At 51.9% G+C, this 19,453-nt stretch carries 12 protein-coding genes; 6 read left to right on the top strand and 6 right to left on the bottom strand.

Annotated features, from left to right (window positions below; translation table 11 throughout):
* Positions 1–31: 31 nt before the first annotated feature.
* From OIM03_04175 to OIM03_04165, 3 genes are all read left to right on the top strand, one after another.
* Entirely contained in the window at positions 32–991 is a 960-nt protein-coding gene (locus tag OIM03_04175) for a bile acid:sodium symporter family protein (protein HJI73476.1), read from the top strand.
* A gap of 71 nt (positions 992–1,062) precedes the next feature.
* On the top strand, positions 1,063–2,064 hold the full coding sequence (locus OIM03_04170) for an alpha/beta hydrolase (GenBank protein ID HJI73475.1): 1,002 nt from the start codon (positions 1,063–1,065) through the stop codon (positions 2,062–2,064).
* 142 nt (positions 2,065–2,206) lie between these two features.
* Positions 2,207–3,211 carry an alpha/beta hydrolase gene (locus tag OIM03_04165; GenBank protein HJI73474.1) on the top strand — a complete coding sequence of 335 codons (1,005 nt, stop codon included), beginning with the start codon at positions 2,207–2,209 and terminating at the stop codon, positions 3,209–3,211.
* A 62-nt stretch (positions 3,212–3,273) separates the two neighbouring features.
* Here OIM03_04165 and OIM03_04160 read toward each other — a convergent pair whose 3' ends face one another.
* Positions 3,274–4,146, bottom strand: a complete 873-nt coding sequence (locus OIM03_04160; GenBank protein ID HJI73473.1) for a YihY/virulence factor BrkB family protein — start codon at positions 4,144–4,146, stop codon at positions 3,274–3,276.
* A 183-nt stretch (positions 4,147–4,329) separates the two neighbouring features.
* The gene (typA, locus tag OIM03_04155) at positions 4,330–6,150 is read right to left on the bottom strand and encodes a translational GTPase TypA (GenBank protein HJI73472.1); all 1,821 of its coding nucleotides are present in this window, start codon (positions 6,148–6,150) and stop codon (positions 4,330–4,332) included.
* 288 nt (positions 6,151–6,438) lie between these two features.
* On the opposite strand from typA, the gene OIM03_04150 reads away from it, so the two are divergent.
* From OIM03_04150 to OIM03_04140, 3 genes are all read left to right on the top strand, one after another.
* A complete protein-coding gene (locus OIM03_04150) occupies positions 6,439–7,056 on the top strand; it encodes a GTP pyrophosphokinase family protein (protein HJI73471.1) in 618 nt (205 codons plus the stop codon).
* Between the two features lie 61 nt (positions 7,057–7,117).
* Entirely contained in the window at positions 7,118–7,792 is a 675-nt protein-coding gene (locus OIM03_04145) for a response regulator transcription factor (GenBank protein HJI73470.1), read from the top strand.
* Between the two features lies 1 nt (position 7,793).
* Complete coding sequence (locus OIM03_04140) at positions 7,794–9,071, top strand: HAMP domain-containing histidine kinase (protein HJI73469.1); 1,278 nt, start codon at positions 7,794–7,796, stop codon at positions 9,069–9,071.
* A 68-nt stretch (positions 9,072–9,139) separates the two neighbouring features.
* Here OIM03_04140 and OIM03_04135 read toward each other — a convergent pair whose 3' ends face one another.
* The 4 genes from OIM03_04135 to rpoC all read right to left on the bottom strand — a co-directional run bounded on the left by OIM03_04135 (position 9,140) and on the right by rpoC (position 19,449).
* Positions 9,140–12,883, bottom strand: coding sequence for a phosphoribosylformylglycinamidine synthase (locus tag OIM03_04135; GenBank protein HJI73468.1), 3,744 nt, complete (start codon positions 12,881–12,883; stop codon positions 9,140–9,142).
* Positions 12,884–13,554: 671 nt separating this feature from the next.
* On the bottom strand, positions 13,555–14,370 hold the full coding sequence (locus tag OIM03_04130) for a hypothetical protein (GenBank protein HJI73467.1): 816 nt from the start codon (positions 14,368–14,370) through the stop codon (positions 13,555–13,557).
* Positions 14,367–15,155 carry a hypothetical protein gene (locus tag OIM03_04125; protein HJI73466.1) on the bottom strand — a complete coding sequence of 263 codons (789 nt, stop codon included), beginning with the start codon at positions 15,153–15,155 and terminating at the stop codon, positions 14,367–14,369. Before OIM03_04125 ends, OIM03_04130 begins: the two co-directional genes overlap by 4 nt.
* A gap of 157 nt (positions 15,156–15,312) precedes the next feature.
* Positions 15,313–19,449: a DNA-directed RNA polymerase subunit beta' gene (gene rpoC / locus OIM03_04120; protein ID HJI73465.1), complete on the bottom strand. Its 4,137-nt coding sequence runs from the start codon at positions 19,447–19,449 to the stop codon at positions 15,313–15,315.
* Between the last annotated feature and the right edge of the window lie 4 nt (positions 19,450–19,453).

The raw sequence follows: 19,453 nt of genomic DNA, 5'->3' as shown, positions 1-19,453 counted from the left end.
TTTCTGTTTTTCCCCCTAAAGGAGTGATTCCATGCTTGAAAAACTCGTTCATTTCTGTACCAGGTACATGGCTGCCGGCGTCATCCTTGCCGGTGTATGCGGCATTATCTGGCCTTCCCTCATGAAGCCTTTTGCCCGCTATATCCCGATTTTCCTTGGCGTCATCATGTTCGGCATGGGCATGAGCCTTACGCCCCGCGACTTCAAGAACGTCTTCGATCATCCGAAGAATATTGCGCTCGGCACGCTCTTCCAGTTCATCTTCATGCCGGCGCTTGCCTTCGCGCTCGTCAAGCTCTTCGCTCTCCCGCCGGCCATTGCCATCGGTGTCATCCTGGTCGGATGCTGCCCGGGCGGCACGGCTTCCAATGTCATTTCCTACCTTGCACGCGCCGATGTAGCGCTCTCTGTTTCCATGACAATGGTCAATACGATTCTCGCCCCCTTCGTGACACCCTTCCTGATCTGGATCACCGCCGGCGCATGGGTCGATATCAGCTTCACATCCATGATGATCTCCATCATAGAAATGGTGCTTCTGCCCCTTCTTTCAGGCGTCCTTCTCAATATTTTCTTCCCAAAGGCCGTCTCGAAAGTCACGAAGATTACGCCGATGCTTTCTTCCCTCGTCATTATCTTCACCGTCGGATGCGTCGTATCCCTTTCCGGCCGTACGATTCTTGACAGTGGCCTCATCATTCTCTGCGTCGTCATCCTCCACAACCTTGGCGGCATGACGCTCGGTTACCTTGCGGCCAGGAAAGCAGGCATGACAAAAGCACAGGTACGCGCGATGTCGATCGAGGTCGGCATGCAGAATTCCGGCCTTGCCTCCACGCTTGCCCTCATGTACTTCACGGCGGCCGGCGGCATCGCAGGTGCTATCTTCTCCGTATGGCACAACATTTCCGGATCCCTCTTCGCTTCCTGGTGTGCAGGAAAGGATGAAGAGAAGGAAATGGCTCCCGCCGCTGAGACAAGATCCATTTAATTTTCTTGACTTCAAGCTGACTCTAAGGTCTATGATAATTACAGTTAGTTTGAAGAAAGAAGGAAACTATCATGAATCAGAAAATTCTCCGCCTGGCTGCTGCAGGTCTTCTCGGAATGACCCTTTGGGGCAGCAGTCTTCCCGCTTATGCTGCGCCGGCATGGACGCTCCCCTCTGAGGGCGTCCAGATGGACAATACTGCCAAGCAGGCCTACATTTACAAGGAAATGTACGGACGCTTCCACCCTGCAGCATCTTCTGCCAAACCCGCTCTCTTCGAAGCCCCGGACGGATGGACTTACACAAGATATTCCCAGGACGGACTTGTCCTTGAAGAACTGACAAACCCGGAAGGCTCAGAAAACCGCACCGTCCTTCAGCTTCATGGAGGCGGCTATATAGGCCCTCTTCACAACGGGTACCGGAATCAGGGCGTCCGTCAGGCTGTCCTTTCGAACGCGCGCGATACGTACATGGTGAACTACCGGCTCGCGCCAAGACATACATATCCGGCCGCTCTCGATGATGCCATGACCGCCTATAAGTTCATGCTGAAGAAGGGATACAAGCCTGAAAACATTATTGTTTTCGGAGACTCTGCCGGAGGCAATCTGGCGCTCGCCCTTTCCGCGAAACTGAAGGAAGAAAAGCTTCCTCAGCCGGCGCTCCTCATCCTCGATTCGCCATGGACGACGCTGGAGACAGAATCCCCCTCACGTCAGGAAAGCGTGAAGAGAGATCTAGTCCTTGGTGAAATCAATCCGGGCATGTTCCACGAAATCAATCACCCCACCTATGCCAAAGGCATGAATCTCTCCGACCCGCGCCTCTCGCCTGTTTACGGCGACCTCACGGGATTCCCGCCTATGCTGATCCAGGCAGGTGGCTATGAGCTTTTCCTTGATGACGGCATGAAGCTGGCGAAGAAAGCCGCCGCTGACAATGTCAAAGTGACGCTCACTGTCTATCCCGGCATGTCGCATGACTTTGCGCTCTGCCTGCCGGAACTTCAGGACAGCATCGATTCCTTTGCAGAAATTCGTGACTTCATCAACCTGAACATGAAACCGTGATTTCCATCACCTAAATAAAAAGGTGTGACCCTTCCCTTTCGGTCACATCTTTTTTCATTGCCTCTTTCCGATTCCTTGACACAGGCGCCTCTTTTTGGGGTATGATATATACAAATTATAAAAACAGGTCAAGGAGGATTTTATGAACAGGAAACTTTCACGTCTTGCCGCTGCCGGTATTATGGGCTTTGCCCTTTTCACAGGAAGCTTTTCCGCTTCTGCCGCACCTGCCTGGTCGCTGCCTGAATCCGGCCTTCAGATGGACAATGCTTCCAAGCAGGCCTATATTTACAAGGAAATGTATGCAAGCTTCCATCCTGCCAAGGATGCAAAGCCTGTCAGCCATCCCTTTGAAGTACCGGATGACTGGACATACACAAGGTTTGATATGGGCAGTTTCTACATGGAAAAACTGGTAAATCCCAAGGGATCACCGAACAGGACCGTTCTCCAGCTTCATGGCGGCGGATACACCACGCCCCTCCATTCCGAATACAGGAGGATCGGCATGCGCCAGTCTGTCCTTTCCAATGCGAGGGACACCTACATGGTAGATTACCGGACTGCGCCGAAGTATCCATATCCGGCCGCGCTGGATGATGCCTTCACGGCGTACCAGTCACTCCTCAAAGGCGGCTGCGATCCCAAGAGCATCATCGTCTTTGGTGATTCTGCCGGAGGAAATCTTGCCCTGGCTCTTTCGCTCAAATTGAAAGACGAAAACCTTCCCCAGCCCGGGCTCCTTATCCTTGACTCACCGTGGACGGCGATGGAAACGATTTCTCCATCAAGGCAGGGCAGCGTGAAAAAGGACCTGATCCTTGGAGAGATCAATCCAAACATGTTCTATGAAATCAATCATCCGTCCTACGCCAAAGGCGCCAAGCTGGATGACCCTTACCTCTCCCCTCTTTACGGCGACCTCACGGGACTTCCGCCCATGCTGATCCAGACTGGCGGATATGAAGTATTCCTGGATGACGGCATGAAGCTTGCCGAGAAAGCCGCTTCTGACGATGTCAAAGTGACGCTCACCGTCTATCCCTATATGTCCCACGACTTTCCCTTCTGTGTTCCTGAGATACAGGACAGCGTTGATGCTTTTGAAGAAATGCAGAGCTTCATCAACCTGAACATGAAACCCTGATTCCTATGCTGAAAACAAAAAGATGTGACCGATTTCGATCACATCTTTTTTACTGCCATTTTTCATTCACTTTTTATGATTTCGTCCAGATCATGCCGTCTTGCCGTTTCATCCCATGCCATGATGAATTCACCGCCTGTGATGATTGTCATGGCTGTCAGGTGGAACCAGATGAAGAGAACGATCAAGCCGATCAGGGAGCCGTACGTGATGCCCATCGATGATACATGAAGGATATAGTACCCGTAAGCGGCTGTCAGTCCCAAGAGCACGATTGTCACGATGAAGGATGCCGCAATGATGCGTTTCCATTCGCTTCTCCTTCCTGCCGGCGCGAACTGGTAGAAACCGGCCAGCGAGAAAGTGAAGATCACGAACGGGATACCGAACTTGGCCATCGTCCACATTTCAAGGAACACATCCGCCACATTGAAGTAGTAGGCAATCGCATAGACGACTGCGTTTCCGAAAACGATAAGACCAAGAGACAGGATCATTGCAAATGAGATGAACATCGTGAAGATGAGCGACTTGATTTTGACTTTGATATAAGACTGCTTGTCCCTGTCTCCGTAGAAGGCGCAGTCCATGGACCGGATCAGCGTCGTGACCCCCTGGGAGGCTGTCCACAAGGCGGTAGCAAGACCGACAACCAGCCAGATGGAGCTTCTTGCCTGCAGGATACGGTTGATATTAGCCTGCAGCGTGACAGCGACCTGCTGAGGGAAGTAATGGACTGCCTTTGTAATAAGGTCGACCTGCGGTGCCGCGAAGAAAAGCATGGCGTTCACGAAGAAGATCATGAAAGGAATCAGTCCCAGTATGAAGTAGTATGTACTTTCTGCCGCCAGCGCTGTGACATTATCGTCATTGAAACGATTGATCATGCGCTTCAGAAAATACACCGCTGTAGAGTCAGTGATTTTCTCTTCCATGGCACTCTCCTTCCGCCGTCCGTCCGGCCTTTATGAAATCCTAACTTATTATACATGAAATTGACACTCTTGGAACAGATGGAAAAGATATTCGGAACGAATTTCAATCGTTCAAAGGCCTGCCGAAGTCTCAATGACATAAAAATATCCGCGTCTTGATGGCGCGGATATTTCATTCAGCAATTACTGCTGGCTTTTTTTAACGTTTGCGTTCTTATAACGAGCCTGGCGGGAAAGAACCATCTTTCTCATACGGATGCTCTTTGGTGTGACTTCGACGAGTTCGTCGTCGTTGATCCATTCGAGAGCGCCTTCCAGAGTGAACTTGCGGCATGGCGGCAGCTTGATGGCATCATCGGAGCCGGATGCACGGGTGTTGGTCAGATGTTTCTTCTTGCACGGGTTGACGTCCATGTCCTGGTCGCGGGCATTTTCGCCGACGATCATGCCTTCATAGACTTCTACGCCCGGTTCAAGGAAGAGTTCGCCTCTGTCGAGAACGGAGTTCAGGCCGTAAGCGGTCGTTGTGCCGGATTCGAATGCGACGAGGGAGCCCTTTGTTCTTTCCGGAATATCGCCCTTGTATGGAGCATAGCCCTGGAATACGTGGTACATGATGCCTGTGCCTCTGGTGGTGGTCAACAGTTCATTTCTGAAGCCGATGAGGCCGCGGGCCGGAATGGAGAATTCCATTCTCATGTAGCCGGCGATTTCTTCCATGGAAATCATTTCAGCTCTTCTCGGTCCAAGACCTTCCATAACGGCACCCATGAATTCCTGCGGAACTTCAATGGTCAGACGTTCGAGTGGTTCGCACTTCTTGCCGTTGATTTCCTTGTAAATAACCTGCGGCTTGGAAACTTCGAGTTCAAAGCCTTCACGGCGCATGGTTTCGATCAGGACGGACAGGTGGAGTTCGCCGCGGCCGGATACCTTGAATGCGTCGGATGTATCAGTGTCTTCTACGCGGAGAGCCACGTTGGTCTCGATTTCCTTGTAGAGTCTTGCACGGATGTGGCGGGAGGTGACGAAATCGCCTTCTCTGCCTGCGAATGGGCTCTTGTTGACATGGAATACCATGGACAGGGTCGGTTCGTCGATATGGATAGCCGGAAGAGCTTCCGGATTAGCTGCGTCAGCAACGGTTTCGCCGATGTTGATGTCTTTGAAGCCGGCCATAGCAATGATGTCGCCCATCTTAGCTTCGGTGACCGGTGTACGTTTCATTCCCTGCCAGTTGAAGAGAGCGCCGATGTGGTCGGTGCGGATCTTTTCACCGTCAGTGATGGCAACGGTCATTCCCTGCTTGGCTGTACCGCGGGTAATACGGCCGATAGCGACTTTGCCGAGGTAGTCATCAGCTTCAAGGGTGGTGACCATGACCTGCAGTCCGCCGTCAGCATCGCCTTCCGGGCACGGGCAGTACTTCAGGATGGTATCGAAGAGAGGAGTGAGATCCTTTCCTTCATCATTCATATGGAGTTTTGCGATGCCGCTTCTTGCGGATGCATAAACGAGCGGGAAATCAAGCTGTTCGTCAGTAGCGTCGAGTTCCATGAACAGTTCAAGGATTTCGCCTTCTACATCGCTGATACGCTGATCCGGACGGTCAATCTTATTGATGACAACGATCGGTTTCAGTTTATGTTCAAGGGCCTTGCGCAGTACGTACTTCGTCTGCGGCATCGGGCCTTCGTGTGCGTCTACCAGAAGAAGAACGCCGTCAACCATGTTGAGGATACGTTCTACTTCGCCGCCGAAATCGGCATGCCCTGGGGTGTCGACGATATTGATTTTTACACCGTCATGCATCACAGATGTGTTCTTGGCGAGGATGGTGATTCCTCTTTCTCTTTCCAGAGGATTTGAGTCCATGACACGTTCAGCCACTTTCTGGTTGTCTCTGAAAATATGGCTCTGCTTCAGCATGGCATCTACGAGAGTCGTTTTACCATGGTCGACATGCGCGATAATGGCAATGTTACGAATATCTTCTCTTTTCATTTCTTTCCTTTTCCCCCTCGGGTACTACTTCTAAAAACAACGGCTCCTGCACAAATCCGCAGGACTGCCTGTCTTTATATACGCTTATACTAGAAATACAATTAATTTTACCATATTATCGCAAATTTGAAAAGTCCGCATAGTATAAAGAAACCGTATTCCCATTCATTTTTTCTTAGATTTTTCCGGCTTTTTTAAAAGTCCGGCAAGTTATAAATTATGGTGCGTTTCCCTCGCGTACCCTCTTTCCGTGATATAATAAAGAATATACTATTTCAGGAGGCATACATGGCTGAATCAATTTATGGAAAACACAAAGAGGTACTTCCCGCCGTCCTCAAGCACCTCGTATCCCAGATAGAAAACTACAACGAAACAAAGAAAAAAGAAACAGGTGAGCCTGCTTACGAGCACCTTATCTACCGTATCAAATCCGAAGACAGCATGCGGGAGAAATGCCAGAGAAAGGGCCTTCCGCCCGTGCCGAAGTCTGCGCTCTATGATATCCATGACGCAATCGGCATCCGCATCGTCTGCTGCTTTTTGAATGACATTTACGACAATATCAAATTCATCGAATCCATTCCCGGAGCCAAAGTCATCGTCGGCAAGGATTACATCAAAAGCGCCAAGCCGAACGGTTATCGGAGCTTCCACATGATTCTCCGCATGGATGTGCCCTTTGAGGACGTCCTGGGGCAGAATCCGGGCCAGTACTTTGCAGAAATCCAGCTGCGCACGATTGCCATGGATTCCTGGGCAAGTCTGGAACATCAGATGAAGTACAAGAAAGATATCAAGAATCCGGAAATGATTGTCCGCGAGCTGAAACGCTGCGCTGACGAGCTTGCTTCCTGCGACCTCTCCATGCAGACGATCAGGAACCTCATCCGTGATGAACACTAAGCGGTGCGTCCGCGGGCCGTCCGCGCCCGGGACGCACCTTTTTTCATAAAGGAGTGATTGTATGAGACTTCTTCTTGCAGAAGATGAAAGAGACATGTCCAACGTTCTTACCACGATCCTGAAGCACAGCGGCTACGAAGTCGACCTTGCTGAGAACGGGCAGGAAGCGCTGGACCTTTCTATGAAAAATAATTATGACTGCATGGTCATGGACATCATGATGCCCGTGATGGACGGCCTGACTGCACTGAAAACTCTTCGCAGCAAGGGAGACGTGACACCTGTCATCCTGCTCACGGCAAAGTCTGAAATCGACGACCGCATTTCCGGCCTTGATTCAGGCGCTGATGACTATCTGACAAAACCATTTTCTGTCGGCGAGCTCCTCGCCCGCATCCGCTCGCTCACCCGCCGCGGACAGGACATGTCGCCGTCCAAACTAAGCGTGGGATCCACTTCCCTTGATTCGGAAGAACAGGAACTGTCCTGCCATAATTCCATCCGCCTTTCCGGCAAGGAAACGAAGCTCATGAAGCTCCTCATGCTGAATCCGCTGAAAGGCCTGGATACGAAATTCATTTTCGACAAAATCTGGAGCAAGGAAGAAGATGTCGATGAAAGCGTCGTATGGATTTACATTTCCTACCTTCGCGGCAAGCTCCTTGCTGTCATGTCGGATCTGCAGATCGATGGAGAGGAAGGCGGTTCATTCACTCTGATGCCAAGGAGGGATTAACATGAACCTCATCAAACGGCTCCGCCGTCAGTTCATCCTTCTGGCAACGGTCGCTGTCCTTATCATCGTGATCGGGGCGCTCGGTCTCATCAATACGCTTGGTTATGCGGCCATGCGCTCGCACGTCGTCGATACGATGACAGCCATTACGCAGAACGGCGGCACGCTTCCTTCAAGGATCCATGAAAACGATACCACCTCTGCCGGCTGGCTCCCGATTCCAGGTGCCAATTCCCCGGCAGACACCCCTGAATTTGCCTACCAGACGCGTTACTTCTCCATTCATCTTGATTCGGAGAACAGGATGACTTCCGTCAACGTCAAGAACATCGTCGCCTTCTCGGAAGACCAGGCCATCGCCTTTTCCAAGACAGCGCTCCAGTCTCCATCGGCGACCGGCTTCATGCAGAAGAACAAGGCGCGTTACGGTTTCATGAAGACGGAATATCCTGACGGCAGCAAGCTCATCGTCGTCATGGACTGTACAAGAGACTTTGCCGATTTCCATACCTTCCTCAGCTATTCCATCTGGTTCGGCTTCTTCTGCATCCTTCTCTATGTCGCTATCTTCGCGTTCCTTTCCAACAAGGCCATCGCGCCCTTCGTGCATAACCTGGAAAGCCAGAAACGGTTCATCACGAATGCCAGCCATGAGCTGAAGACCCCTCTTGCCATCATTTCCGTCAATGCAGAAGCGATTGAAATGATGAACGGCAAGAATGACTGGACAGAGGGCATCTTAAAACAGGTGCGCCACCTCTCCAACCTCATCAATCACCTCATCCTTCTTTCCAAGGCGAGTGAAATGAGCCGTTTGCAGCTCAAGGTAGAACCGCTTGATTTGAAGAAACTCCTTTCCGCGGCGGCCAGTGAATTCGACCTTCTTGTAAAAGACGGCGGCAAGAAACTCACCGTCTCCTGCCCGGAAGGCTTGAAAGGCATGAGCGACTGGAAGTGCATGAATGAACTCATCCATATCTTCCTCGACAATGCCGTCAAGTACTGCGACAAGGGCGGCACCATCTCCGTCTCGGCATCGGGCACGAAGAAGAATGTCACGGTCTCTGTCACAAACGATTACAAGGAAGGCGAGGGCGTCGACTACTCCCGTTTCTTTGAAAGGTTCTACAGGAACGACGAGTCCCACAACAGCGAAAAAGCAGGCTACGGCATCGGCCTTTCCATTGCAGGAGAACTATCCTCCCTGCTGCAGGCTCCCCTTTCCGTATCGTACAAAGATGGAAAAATCACCTTCTCCATCACGATGAAAGCCGGCTAAATATTGCGAATAAAAAAATCCCGAAGGCACATGCCCTCGGGATTTTTATTATGCGGTTAACGTAAGAATCAGCCTTTGAAGTACTTCACGCCGGATTCGAAGAGCGGCTGCGCTTTGTTGCCGGAAATGTTCTTGGCAATGTTGGCTCCGCTTCTTTCTGTATGGCCCATCTTGCCCAGGACTCTTCCATCCGGGCTGGTGATGCCTTCGACGGCCCAGGAGGAACCGTTCGGATTGAAGCGGCTGTCGTAAGTCGGATTTCCTTCAAGATCCGTGTACTGGGTAGCAATCTGGCCGTTAGCAGCAAGAGCCTTGATCTGTTCATCGGATGCGATGAAGCGGCCTTCGCCGTGGCTGATAGCGATGCTGTAGAGATCGCCAGGCTTGCAGAGAGAAAGCCACGGGGATTTGGTGGAAACGACTTTGGTCGTTACGAAGCGGGACAGATGGCGTCCGATCGTGTTGAATGTCAGCGTCGGAGCTGTATCCGTCAGCGGCTTGAATTCGCCGTAAGGAACGAGTCCCAGCTTGATCAGAGCCTGGAAGCCGTTGCAGATGCCAAGAGCCAGTCCGTCACGGGTGTGGAGGAGCTGCTCCATGGCTTCCTTGAGCTTTTCGTTGCGGAATACGGCAGCAATGAACTTGCCGCTGCCGTCCGGTTCGTCGCCGGCAGAGAAGCCGCCCGGGAACATGACGATCTGTGCATGGCTGATGCGTTCTGCCATTTCATCGACAGAAGCTTTCAGTTCCGCGGAATCTCTGTTTCTGAAGATGAAGATATCGGAAACAGCGCCTGCTCTTTCGAAAGCTCTTGCGCTGTCGACTTCGCAGTTATTGCCAGGCATGGTCGGGATGAAGACTCTCGGCCTTGCCACATTGGTATGTACGTAGAAATCCGGGATTTCCTTTGTTTCTTCAATGACAGGATCTGCCTTTTCGATGTTTTCAGCGCGTCTTGGGAAAATCGGGTCCAGTGTGCCTTCGTAAGCCTTGAGGAGCTCGTCCAGTGTGACTTCCTCGCCCAGAAGTTTCATGGAATCTCCGCCGACGGTGCCGAGGATCTTCGTATGCGGCTGTTTTGCATATTCAGCAGCCAGTTCCGGTGTCGTTTCGACAACAATAGCGCCGTAGAAGTTTGCGAAATACTTCGGAAGCGGCAGCTTGCTGTCAAAGGTCACGCCAAGGCGGTTGCCAAATGCCATCTTCGCAATCGTCACAGCGACTCCGCCGTGATCGACAGCCTTCATGGCAGCGATATGGCCCTTCCTGACTTCTTCATAGAGGAAATCAGCATGAGCCTTGAATACGTCGAGGAGAGGCATGCCTTCAGCGTCCTTCGGCTGGCCGAAGAGAATCAGCGTGTCCCCTTCCTTCTTCAGTTCCTGGCTGACAGCTTCAGAAGCTTTGCCCGGAGCGATAGCGAAGGATACGAGTGTCGGAGGAACGTGGAGGTCATTGAAGGTACCGCTCATGGAATCCTTGCCGCCGATAGCGCCAAGACCAAGAGCCATCTGGGCATGGAATGCACCCAGGAGAGCGGCAGCCGGCTTGCCCCAGCTGTTCTTGTCCGTCAGTTTTTCGAAATATTCCTGCAGCGTGAGGTATGCCTGTCTCCAGTCAGCACCCATGGATACGAGGCGTGCGACGGAAAGGAGGACTGCATAGACAGCACCATGGAACGGGCTCCATGTAGCAAGATCGGGATCGAAGCCGTGCGCCATGAAGCTTGCTGCATCGGTCTCACCCTTTCTGACCGGGAACTTGGCAACCATGCCGTCGGTCGGTGTCTTCTGGTACTTGCCGCCAAACGGCATCAGGACGGTAGCAGCTCCGACAGTGGAGTCAAAACGTTCAGAAAGGCCCTGCTGCGAGCAGTTGTTGAGGTCCTTCATGCCTTCAAGCCAGGTTTCCCTGATGGATTTGATCTGCGGCACGCCGAAGAAACCTTCGTCTGCCGGTTTCTTGATATATGCTTCTTTGATCTGCTGAGCGCCGTTCGTATCGAGGAAAGCTCTGGAAATGTCGACGATCGTATCGCCTCTCCACTTCATAACAAGTCTCTTCGTATCGGTGACATCAGCAATGATGGTAGCTTCGAGGTTTTCTTCTGCTGCGAACTTGATGAACTGCTCAGCGTCTTCGCGTCTGACGACGACAGCCATTCTTTCCTGGGATTCGGAAATGGCGAGTTCAGTTCCGTCAAGGCCTTCATACTTCTTCGGCACCTTGTCGAGATCGATATCAAGGCCGTCAGTCAGTTCGCCTACAGCGACGGATACGCCGCCTGCGCCGAAATCGTTGCAGCGTTTGATGAGGCGCGTAACTTCGCCGCGTCTGAAGAGGCACTGGATCTTTCTTTCAGTCAGAGGATTGCCCTTCTGTACTTCTGCGCCGCAGGTTTCGATGGATTCGGTATTGAGTTCCTTGGAAGAACCGGTAGCGCCGCCCATGCCGTCACGGCCCGTACGGCCGCCGACAAGGATGACGACATCGCCCGGTTCCGGACGGAGACGGATGACATGGTCTTCTGGAGCTGCTGCGACGACTGCGCCGATTTCCATTCTCTTGGCAATGAATCCAGGATGGTAGTATTCCTGGACCTGTCCGGTAGCAAGGCCGATCTGGTTGCCGTAAGAGCTGTAACCCTTGGCAGCTTCCAGAGTAATCTTTCTCTGCGGGAGCTTGCCCGGCAGTGTATCGGAAAGAGGAGCTCTCGGGTCGCCTGCGCCGGTGACTCTCATCGCCTGGTATACATAGGAACGGCCGGAAAGCGGATCGCGGATACAGCCGCCAAGGCAGGTAGCTGCGCCGCCGAATGGTTCGATTTCGGTCGGATGGTTGTGCGTTTCATTCTTGAAGAGGAGCAGCCAGTCTTCGCTTCCTGCTTCTGTCTCAATTTTCACTTTGATGGTGCATGCATTGATTTCCTCGGACTGGTCGAGGTTTTCCAGCTTGCCTTCCTTGCGGAGCGCTTTGACGGCAGCCGTTGCCATATCCATCAGTGTGACAGGACGCTTGGTGTCCTTGCCGTAAATGGTGATGCGTGTTTCTTTATATTCATCAAGAGCGCGTTCGATCGGAGCCGTGAATTTGCCTTCTTCCACGCCGATATCTGTCAGGCTTGTGGAGAATGTCGTATGACGGCAGTGATCGGACCAGTACGTATCGAGTACGCGAATTTCAGTGACAGTCGGGTCTCTCTTTTCTTCATCACGGAAGTAGTCACGGATCATGACGAGATCGTCATGGCTCATGGCAAGTCCCATGGATGCGATGAGTTCGTCAAGGCCTTTATCGTCGAGGCCTGTCAGCCCTTCAACGGTCGGAACCGGTTTCGGATCTTCAATCGGCAGATCGAGCGTCTTGGCTGGTTCAAGGCTTGCTTCCCTGGATTCGACCGGGTTCACGAGGAACTTCACGATCTTTTCACGGTCGCCTTCAATGAAATCGCCATTGAATGTATAAACGAGCGCGCAGCGTACGCGTGCGCCGTCTTTGCCGGTAACGATGGCAAGGCACTGCTCAGCGGAATCTGCTCTTTGGTCATACTGTCCGGGCAGGAATTCTACGCCGATGACAAGGTCTCCCTTCGGGAGCGCTTCCTCTACGGAATCGACCGGAGGTTCAGAGAAGACAGTTGCGACAGCCTTTTCATAATCCTCTTCAGTCAGCCCGTCCACATCGTAGCGGTGGTACACGGCGGTTTCCGCAAGGCGGTTTCCCAGTACTTCATTCAGCTGGGAAGTCAGGCTTTCCTCACCCTGGCGGAATCCTTCTTTCTTGCGTACATATAAACGTCTGATAGCAGACAAAGTTCAACACTCCTTCCAATAAATCCGCAAAATATTGCGGCGACGGACAATGCGTCAATTCCGAAAATCACAATCCTATCTTACCACAAAAACAAAACCTGCTCCACAAAATAGGCATAGGAAACGCCCTGATTTTTACCAAATTGGAATAGTCAAAAATGGTCAAAAAAGAGGCCGTGACAAAATCCACTAAAACGATGTTTTTTATTTTTCTCGAACGAAGTTATATAAGTTTAAAACAAATAAGAACCGAGTTCTTTTGTTTCTCATCGCAGAGCTGTCTCCGTAGGAGAAAGTGGCGCGCATGCGCCGGAAGAGGTGCAGTTTCTAAGAAGGCGAAGCATCATCGCTCAGGGTGTCAGAGCTCGCCCCGCAGGGGGAGCTGGTGGCCTTTAACCTTGCCCTGGAAGGGAAGGTGCGCCGTATACCAGTTGAAACTAATGGGAGCAGCACAAATGTCTCATATGGTAGTGTACGGGGCGGATGAGTTGCATTTCCACGGACGTAGTCCGGTTGTACTGTTCTTAATAGTTCATCTCCTTCGAGCGTAGCGAGGTTTTAATGTTTTCAGCTAACACAAATCTGTATCTATGTTGGACAATACTCTAATCAAATATACAAGCAAAAGGGGCTGTGACGAAATGATTGCACATTTTGTCACAGCCTCCTTCTTATTGTGCTTTCTGTGTGATCCGCTCTTGTTCCTTCTGTTCGTCAGCTTCACTTTCCCCTGCTTCGGGATCCTTTTCAAGTCCCATTTCCTGACGGCCAAGGATGACACTGATATCCGCATAGCCGCCTGCGCCAAGAAGATCTTCCTTAGCGGCTGCCTTGGCCAGATCATCGATAGCATAGACAAGGATGTCCTTGCCTTCATCCGGGGCAAGAAGCATCATGACTTCAAGTCCGTTTTCGCCAAGGAAGAAATAGGAACGCGCATACATCGGCATCAAAAGCCCCTGCGCATCATAAACAATGCGGCCGCCTGCCGTATACACGTACGCTTCGCCGGCATCCAGGCGGCGGAACGGTTCAATGTCCGAAATCTCGATTTTGACATCTTCCTTTGCGACCTGCCCCAGTGCATTGACGGCAAGGTTCAGAAGTGTCTTGTTGATTCCCTTTCTGAGCTGTGAGGACGGGTTCATGAGAGCGCGGTTGAGCTGAGCAAGCCCCCTCCATTCCGTCACAGTCGGATTCAGCCTGAAATACGGACGCATGGCATCAGCCACTTCAGGAGGAAGCGTCGTGCGGATGATATAGCCGGAATAGAACTTCTGGCTTCTTTTCAGCGTGATCTGCAGCTGCCCCATCTTGTAAGGAACTTCAGCACCGTTGAATTCCATGGTCTGCTCCCCCGGAATGGACATGTACTTGAAGCTCTTTGGCAGCGTCTTTTCCGCCAGCGTATTCATGTCGTACGCCATGGCGCCTGTGGAAGCTGCGATTGTCAAAAACGCGGCCAGAGCCGCTGTCTTCCATTTCATTGGCTGCTCCTTTCCATCCGGTAGAACCCATAGAGAAGCGGATCGCCGAGCTGATCAGCCGCTACATGGCTTCCGTTGATAATAATGAGGTAATATTTATCCCCCTGTTTGAAAACAGAGCTTTCCACCCAGAGCGGGAAGGAAAGGCCGTTTGGCATCGTCATGATGATCTTGGCATCCTGTCCCCAGCGGTACTCCCCGTCTTCCTGCTTGTAAGCGCGCCACGGGCTGACCGTCAGGACCTTCACTTTGTTGGCCCCGCCCTTCTTGTCCTTCAGCACTTCATCGACGACATTTTGGAATTCCTTCAGCTGAATTTTCGGCATACCAAAGAGTGTCGAAGGACGCTTGGCATCTTCGCGGAAGGCATCACTCCAGAATTTCTCAGCCCTCCGGTTTCCTTCATGGAAAAATACCTCAGGCGTTCCTGAAAGGACGACGACGCTTGCCGTATAGACACCGCGGACATCCCGTTTCCGGAGCTGGTAAAGCTCCATGCTTTCATACGGGTACGGAGGCTTCTCCGGATACACATTCATTCCCGGAGGCACTGTCATGAGCGTCCACATGGCAGCATTGGACGTCTTGCCATATCCTTTTCTTTCAGCGCCCTTCTTCAGGAAATTCTGGATGTCAGTCCCATTACCGTTCTGTACGGTAACCGCATTTCCCAAAGGAATCTTTCCCAGCCCGTCAATCACAAGATCATCCGCCCTGGCTCCGGCCGCGCCCCCTAAGACAAGCACAGCAGAAAGAGCCAGACGGACTATATATTTACGCAGCATAATGGCTCCTTTATCAATACAATTACAGCCTTTCTCTTTATTTTAGAGAAATAAGGGAGATTGTTCAAGTGTAAAAGATTTCCGCAGGAAATAAATCCGGCGCCTCTTCCGCAATAAAAATACCGCAGCCTTTTAAGCTGCGGTATTTGAGTCATTATTATTCAGCTTTTTCTACAGGAGCCGGAGGTTCAGCATTGTGAACGACTTTCAGCTTGCGGTAACGGGACATGCCTGTACCAGCAGGAATCAGCTTGCCGATGATGACGTTTTCCTTCAGGCCGAGGAGCGGATCTTCCTTGCCCTTGATAGCGGCTTCGGTAAGAACGCGGGTCGTTTCCTGGAAGGATGCGGCGGAGAGGAAGGAGTCGGTAGCAAGAGCTGCCTTTGTCGTGCCGAGGAGCAGGTTGATGCCCTGGGACGGTTTCTTTCCTTCATCTTCCAGACGTCCGTTCATGCCGCGGTATGCGACAATGTCGACGACTTCGCCCGGGAGCCAGCCAGAATCGCCCGGTTCAATGATCTTGATCTTGCGGAGCATCTGGTGAGCGATGACTTCGATGTGCTTATCGTTGATTTCAACGCCCTGGCTGCGGTAAACCTTCTGGACTTCGTTGACGATGTAATCCTGTGTAGCCTGGACACCCAGTACTTCGAGGATATCGTGCGGGTTGATGTTGCCTTCGAAAAGACGTGTGCCAGCTTCGATGTGCTGTCCGTCCTGGACAATGATCTTCTTGGCAACCGGGATCTTTTCGCTTTCGGACTGTTCATCGTTGGAGATCGTGATAATCTTGACGTTCGGGTTATCTTCAGCACTTGTAATGGATACAGTACCGCTGATCTTGGAGATGATCGCATTGCCCTTCGGCTTACGTGCTTCGAACAATTCTTCGACACGTGGAAGACCCTGTGTAATATCTTCTGCGGAAGCAACGCCGCCGGTATGGAATGTACGCATGGTCAGCTGTGTACCTGGTTCGCCGATGGACTGAGCGGCAATGATGCCGACAGCTTCGCCGATTTCTACGTGACGGCCTGTTGCCAGGTTTCTGCCGTAGCACTTAGCGCAGACGCCGTGTGCAGAGTGGCAGGTCAGTATAGAGCGGATCTTCAGTCTGTCATAGTACTTTTCAATTTCAGAAGCCTGTTCGTCGGTGATTTCCACATTCTTCTTAGCGATGATTTCGCCAGTCTGCGGGTTCACGACATCTTCCAGCGGGCAGCGTCCGGAGATGCGGTCTGCCAGAGATTCGATCAGGCGGTTGTTTTCTTCGATCTTCGTGACTTCGACGCCTTCGCATTCATCCATGCGTACACGGATGACCGGAACGTCAGCGGCCAGAATCTTTTCAGCAGCATCAGCATCAATGACGGTGCCTGCAGTAAGAACAACATTTCCGCTGCGGTCAAGAGCGTCTTCTTCAAGAGCCTTGCCTGCGAAATGAACGGTCAGGTGATGACGCATAGCGTGATCATATTCCTTGACAGCTTCAGCGGTACCGAGGTCGAATGTCTTCGTTTCCGGTTCAGCATCAGCGCTTGGAATAACGACAGTGACGGATTCCACCAGATGGCGGTTCAGGAGGGTGACATCGTCAGCATCGAGGGTCTTGCCCTTGACGAGGAGAATTTCACCGCTTCTGCGGCCGATGATGTCTTCATCGAGTACGGATCCGAGGAGTGTCGGTTTCAGGCCGAGAATGGTGTTCTTTACATCCGGACGGGATGCAAGAATGCCTTCTTCACGGTCGAAGTTCAGTACCTGTACGTCGCAGTCTTCTTCACGGACGATGACGTCCTGGGAGACATCGACGAGACGGCGGGTCAAGTAACCGGAGTCTGCTGTACGCAGTGCGGTATCGGCCAGACCCTTGCGGGCGCCGTGGGAAGATGTGAAGTAATCCAGTACGGTCAGACCTTCACGGAAGTTTGCCTTAACTGGCAGTTCGACGGTCTTACCGGATGTATCGGCGATCAGGCCGCGCATGCCGGCCAGCTGTCTGATCTGGTTGTCGTTACCACGGGCACCAGACTGTGCCATCATGGTCAGCGGGTTGAACTTTCTCATGGAGCTCTTCATAGCAGCGCCGACTTCGTCGGTCTTTGCACTCCAGATTTCGACGACTCTTCTGTATCTTTCGTCGTCGGTCATGAGGCCGCGTCTGAAGTATCTCTTGATCTGTTCTACCTTTTCATCGCCGTCTTCGAGGATTCCATCCTTTTCAGGCGGAACGGCTACGTCGTAGATGCCAATGGAAATACCGGATACGAGAGCGTAATGGAAACCGAGGGACTTGACAAAGTCAAGCAGATCGCCGGTTGCCTTGAAGCCGAGCTTCTTGAAGCAGTCGTTGACGAGCTTGCCCATCTGCTTCTTGCCGATGGTGACGCCGAGGCCGTTGTTGACAACTTCGGTGACATTGCCGTTTTCGTCGACTCTCTTTTCATGACGCTTGTAGAAATAACGAAGTTCTCTCGGGATCGCATAGTTGAAAATCAGGCGGCCCGGAGTGGAAATGACAAGATCGGAATCATCATCGTTGAATCCGTCCGGACGGTCTTCCTTCGGGATATGAACTTTGATGAAATCATGGATACGGATTTCATGCAGTGCATAAGCCAGCATGACTTCGTCATAACCAGTGTAAGCATGCAGATGGGAGGTATCCATCTCATCTTCAGCCTTCTTCCATTCCTTGGCAGGATCGAAGGAAGCATCCGGATGAGCAGCTTTTTCTTCCGGCGTGAAGTCGACTTTATTGTCAGCTGCTGTCTCCACGATGGTCAGGTAGTAGGATCCGAGGATCATATCCTGAGAAGGAATAGCGACCGGCTTGCCGTCTTTTGTCGAAAGGATGTTATTGATCGAAAGCATCAGCGTTCTTGCTTCGGCCTGCGCTTCTACGGACAGCGGCAAATGGCATGCCATCTGGTCGCCGTCGAAGTCGGCGTTGTAGCCCGGGCATACGAGCGGATGCAGTTTGATTGCACGGCCTTCCCAGAGGATCGGTTCAAATGCCTGGATACCGAGTCTGTGAAGTGTAGGAGCACGGTTCAGGAGAACCGGGTGTTCCTTGATAACGTCGCCAAGGACATCCCATACTTCAGGAGCGAGCTTGTCGACTTTCTTGCGGGCAGCTTTCAGGTTGATGACGATGCCCCTCTTGATCAGTTCATGCATGATGAACGGCTTGAAGAGTTCGATTGCCATTTCCTTCGGCAGACCGCACTGATACATTTTCAGTTCAGGACCTACGACGATAACGGAACGGCCGGAATAGTCGACACGTTTACCAAGCAGGTTCTGACGGAAACGGCCCTGTTTGCCCTTCAGCATGTCGGAGAGGGATTTCAGAGGTCTGTTTCCCGGGCCGGATACGGCTCTGCCGCGGCGGCCGTTATCGATCAGCGCATTGACTGCTTCCTGCAGCATACGTTTTTCGTTTCTGATGATAATTTCCGGAGCACCGAGTTCCAGAAGTCTCTTCAGACGGTTGTTTCTGTTGATGACTCTGCGGTAGAGATCATTCAGGTCGGAGGTAGCAAAACGGCCGCCATCGAGCTGAACCATCGGGCGCAGATCCGGAGGAATGACCGGAAGAACGGTCAGGATCATCCATTCAGGCTTGTTGCCGGAATGAAGGAATGCTTCGACTTCTTCCAGACGGCGGATGCATTTTACCTTGCGCTGGCCGCTGCCTTCTTCGATTTCCTTCTTCAGGGCTTTTTCGAGAGCCGGCAGATCCAGTTCCTTCAGCAGGTACTGGATAGCTTCAGCGCCCATCTGAGCCTTGAAGGAGCCTTTGCCGTAAGTAGCAACGGCAGTCTGGTATTCAGTTTCGTTCAGGACCTGTTTCTTGGAGAGGTTGGTATCTCCCGGATCCAGGACGATGTAAGCTGCGAAATAGAGAACTCTTTCCAGCTGACGCGGAGCGATTTCAAGGATCAGTCCGATACGGGACGGGGTACCCTTGAAATACCAGATATGAGAAACGGGGCATGCCAGGGCAATGTGGCCCATTCTTTCACGGCGAACCTTGGAGCTCGTTACTTCGACACCGCACTTGTCGCAGATGGTGCCTTTATAACGCATCTTCTTATATTTGCCGCATTTGCATTCCCAATCCTTTGTCGGTCCGAAAATTTTCTCGCAGAAGAGACCATCGGTTTCAGCCTTCAGGGTTCTGTAGTTAATCGTTTCCGGTTTCGTTACTTCGCCGTGGGACCATTCGAGGATCTTTTCCGGAGAAGCGATGCCGATTTTCATGGAATCAAATTCGTTTACATCTAACAATTGT

This window comes from Veillonellaceae bacterium (assembly GCA_025992895.1).
In the GTDB taxonomy this organism is placed as follows: Bacteria; Bacillota; Negativicutes; order Veillonellales; family Dialisteraceae; genus Dialister.
This window is presented reverse-complemented; position numbering and strand designations above follow the sequence as displayed.

Bases quoted from the DNA above. Each gene is read 5' to 3' on its own strand.
- OIM03_04175 (HJI73476.1), top strand. From the start codon at position 32: ATGCTTGAAAAACTCGTTCATTTCTGTACCAGGTACATGGCTGCCGGC.
- OIM03_04170 (HJI73475.1), top strand. From the start codon at position 1,063: ATGAATCAGAAAATTCTCCGCCTGGCTGCTGCAGGTCTTCTCGGAATG.
- OIM03_04165 (HJI73474.1), top strand. From the start codon at position 2,207: ATGAACAGGAAACTTTCACGTCTTGCCGCTGCCGGTATTATGGGCTTT.
- OIM03_04160 (HJI73473.1), bottom strand. From the start codon at position 4,146: ATGGAAGAGAAAATCACTGACTCTACAGCGGTGTATTTTCTGAAGCGC.
- typA (HJI73472.1), bottom strand. From the start codon at position 6,150: ATGAAAAGAGAAGATATTCGTAACATTGCCATTATCGCGCATGTCGAC.
- OIM03_04150 (HJI73471.1), top strand. From the start codon at position 6,439: ATGGCTGAATCAATTTATGGAAAACACAAAGAGGTACTTCCCGCCGTC.
- OIM03_04145 (HJI73470.1), top strand. From the start codon at position 7,118: ATGAGACTTCTTCTTGCAGAAGATGAAAGAGACATGTCCAACGTTCTT.
- OIM03_04140 (HJI73469.1), top strand. From the start codon at position 7,794: ATGAACCTCATCAAACGGCTCCGCCGTCAGTTCATCCTTCTGGCAACG.
- OIM03_04130 (HJI73467.1), bottom strand. From the start codon at position 14,370: ATGAAATGGAAGACAGCGGCTCTGGCCGCGTTTTTGACAATCGCAGCT.
- OIM03_04125 (HJI73466.1), bottom strand. From the start codon at position 15,155: ATGCTGCGTAAATATATAGTCCGTCTGGCTCTTTCTGCTGTGCTTGTC.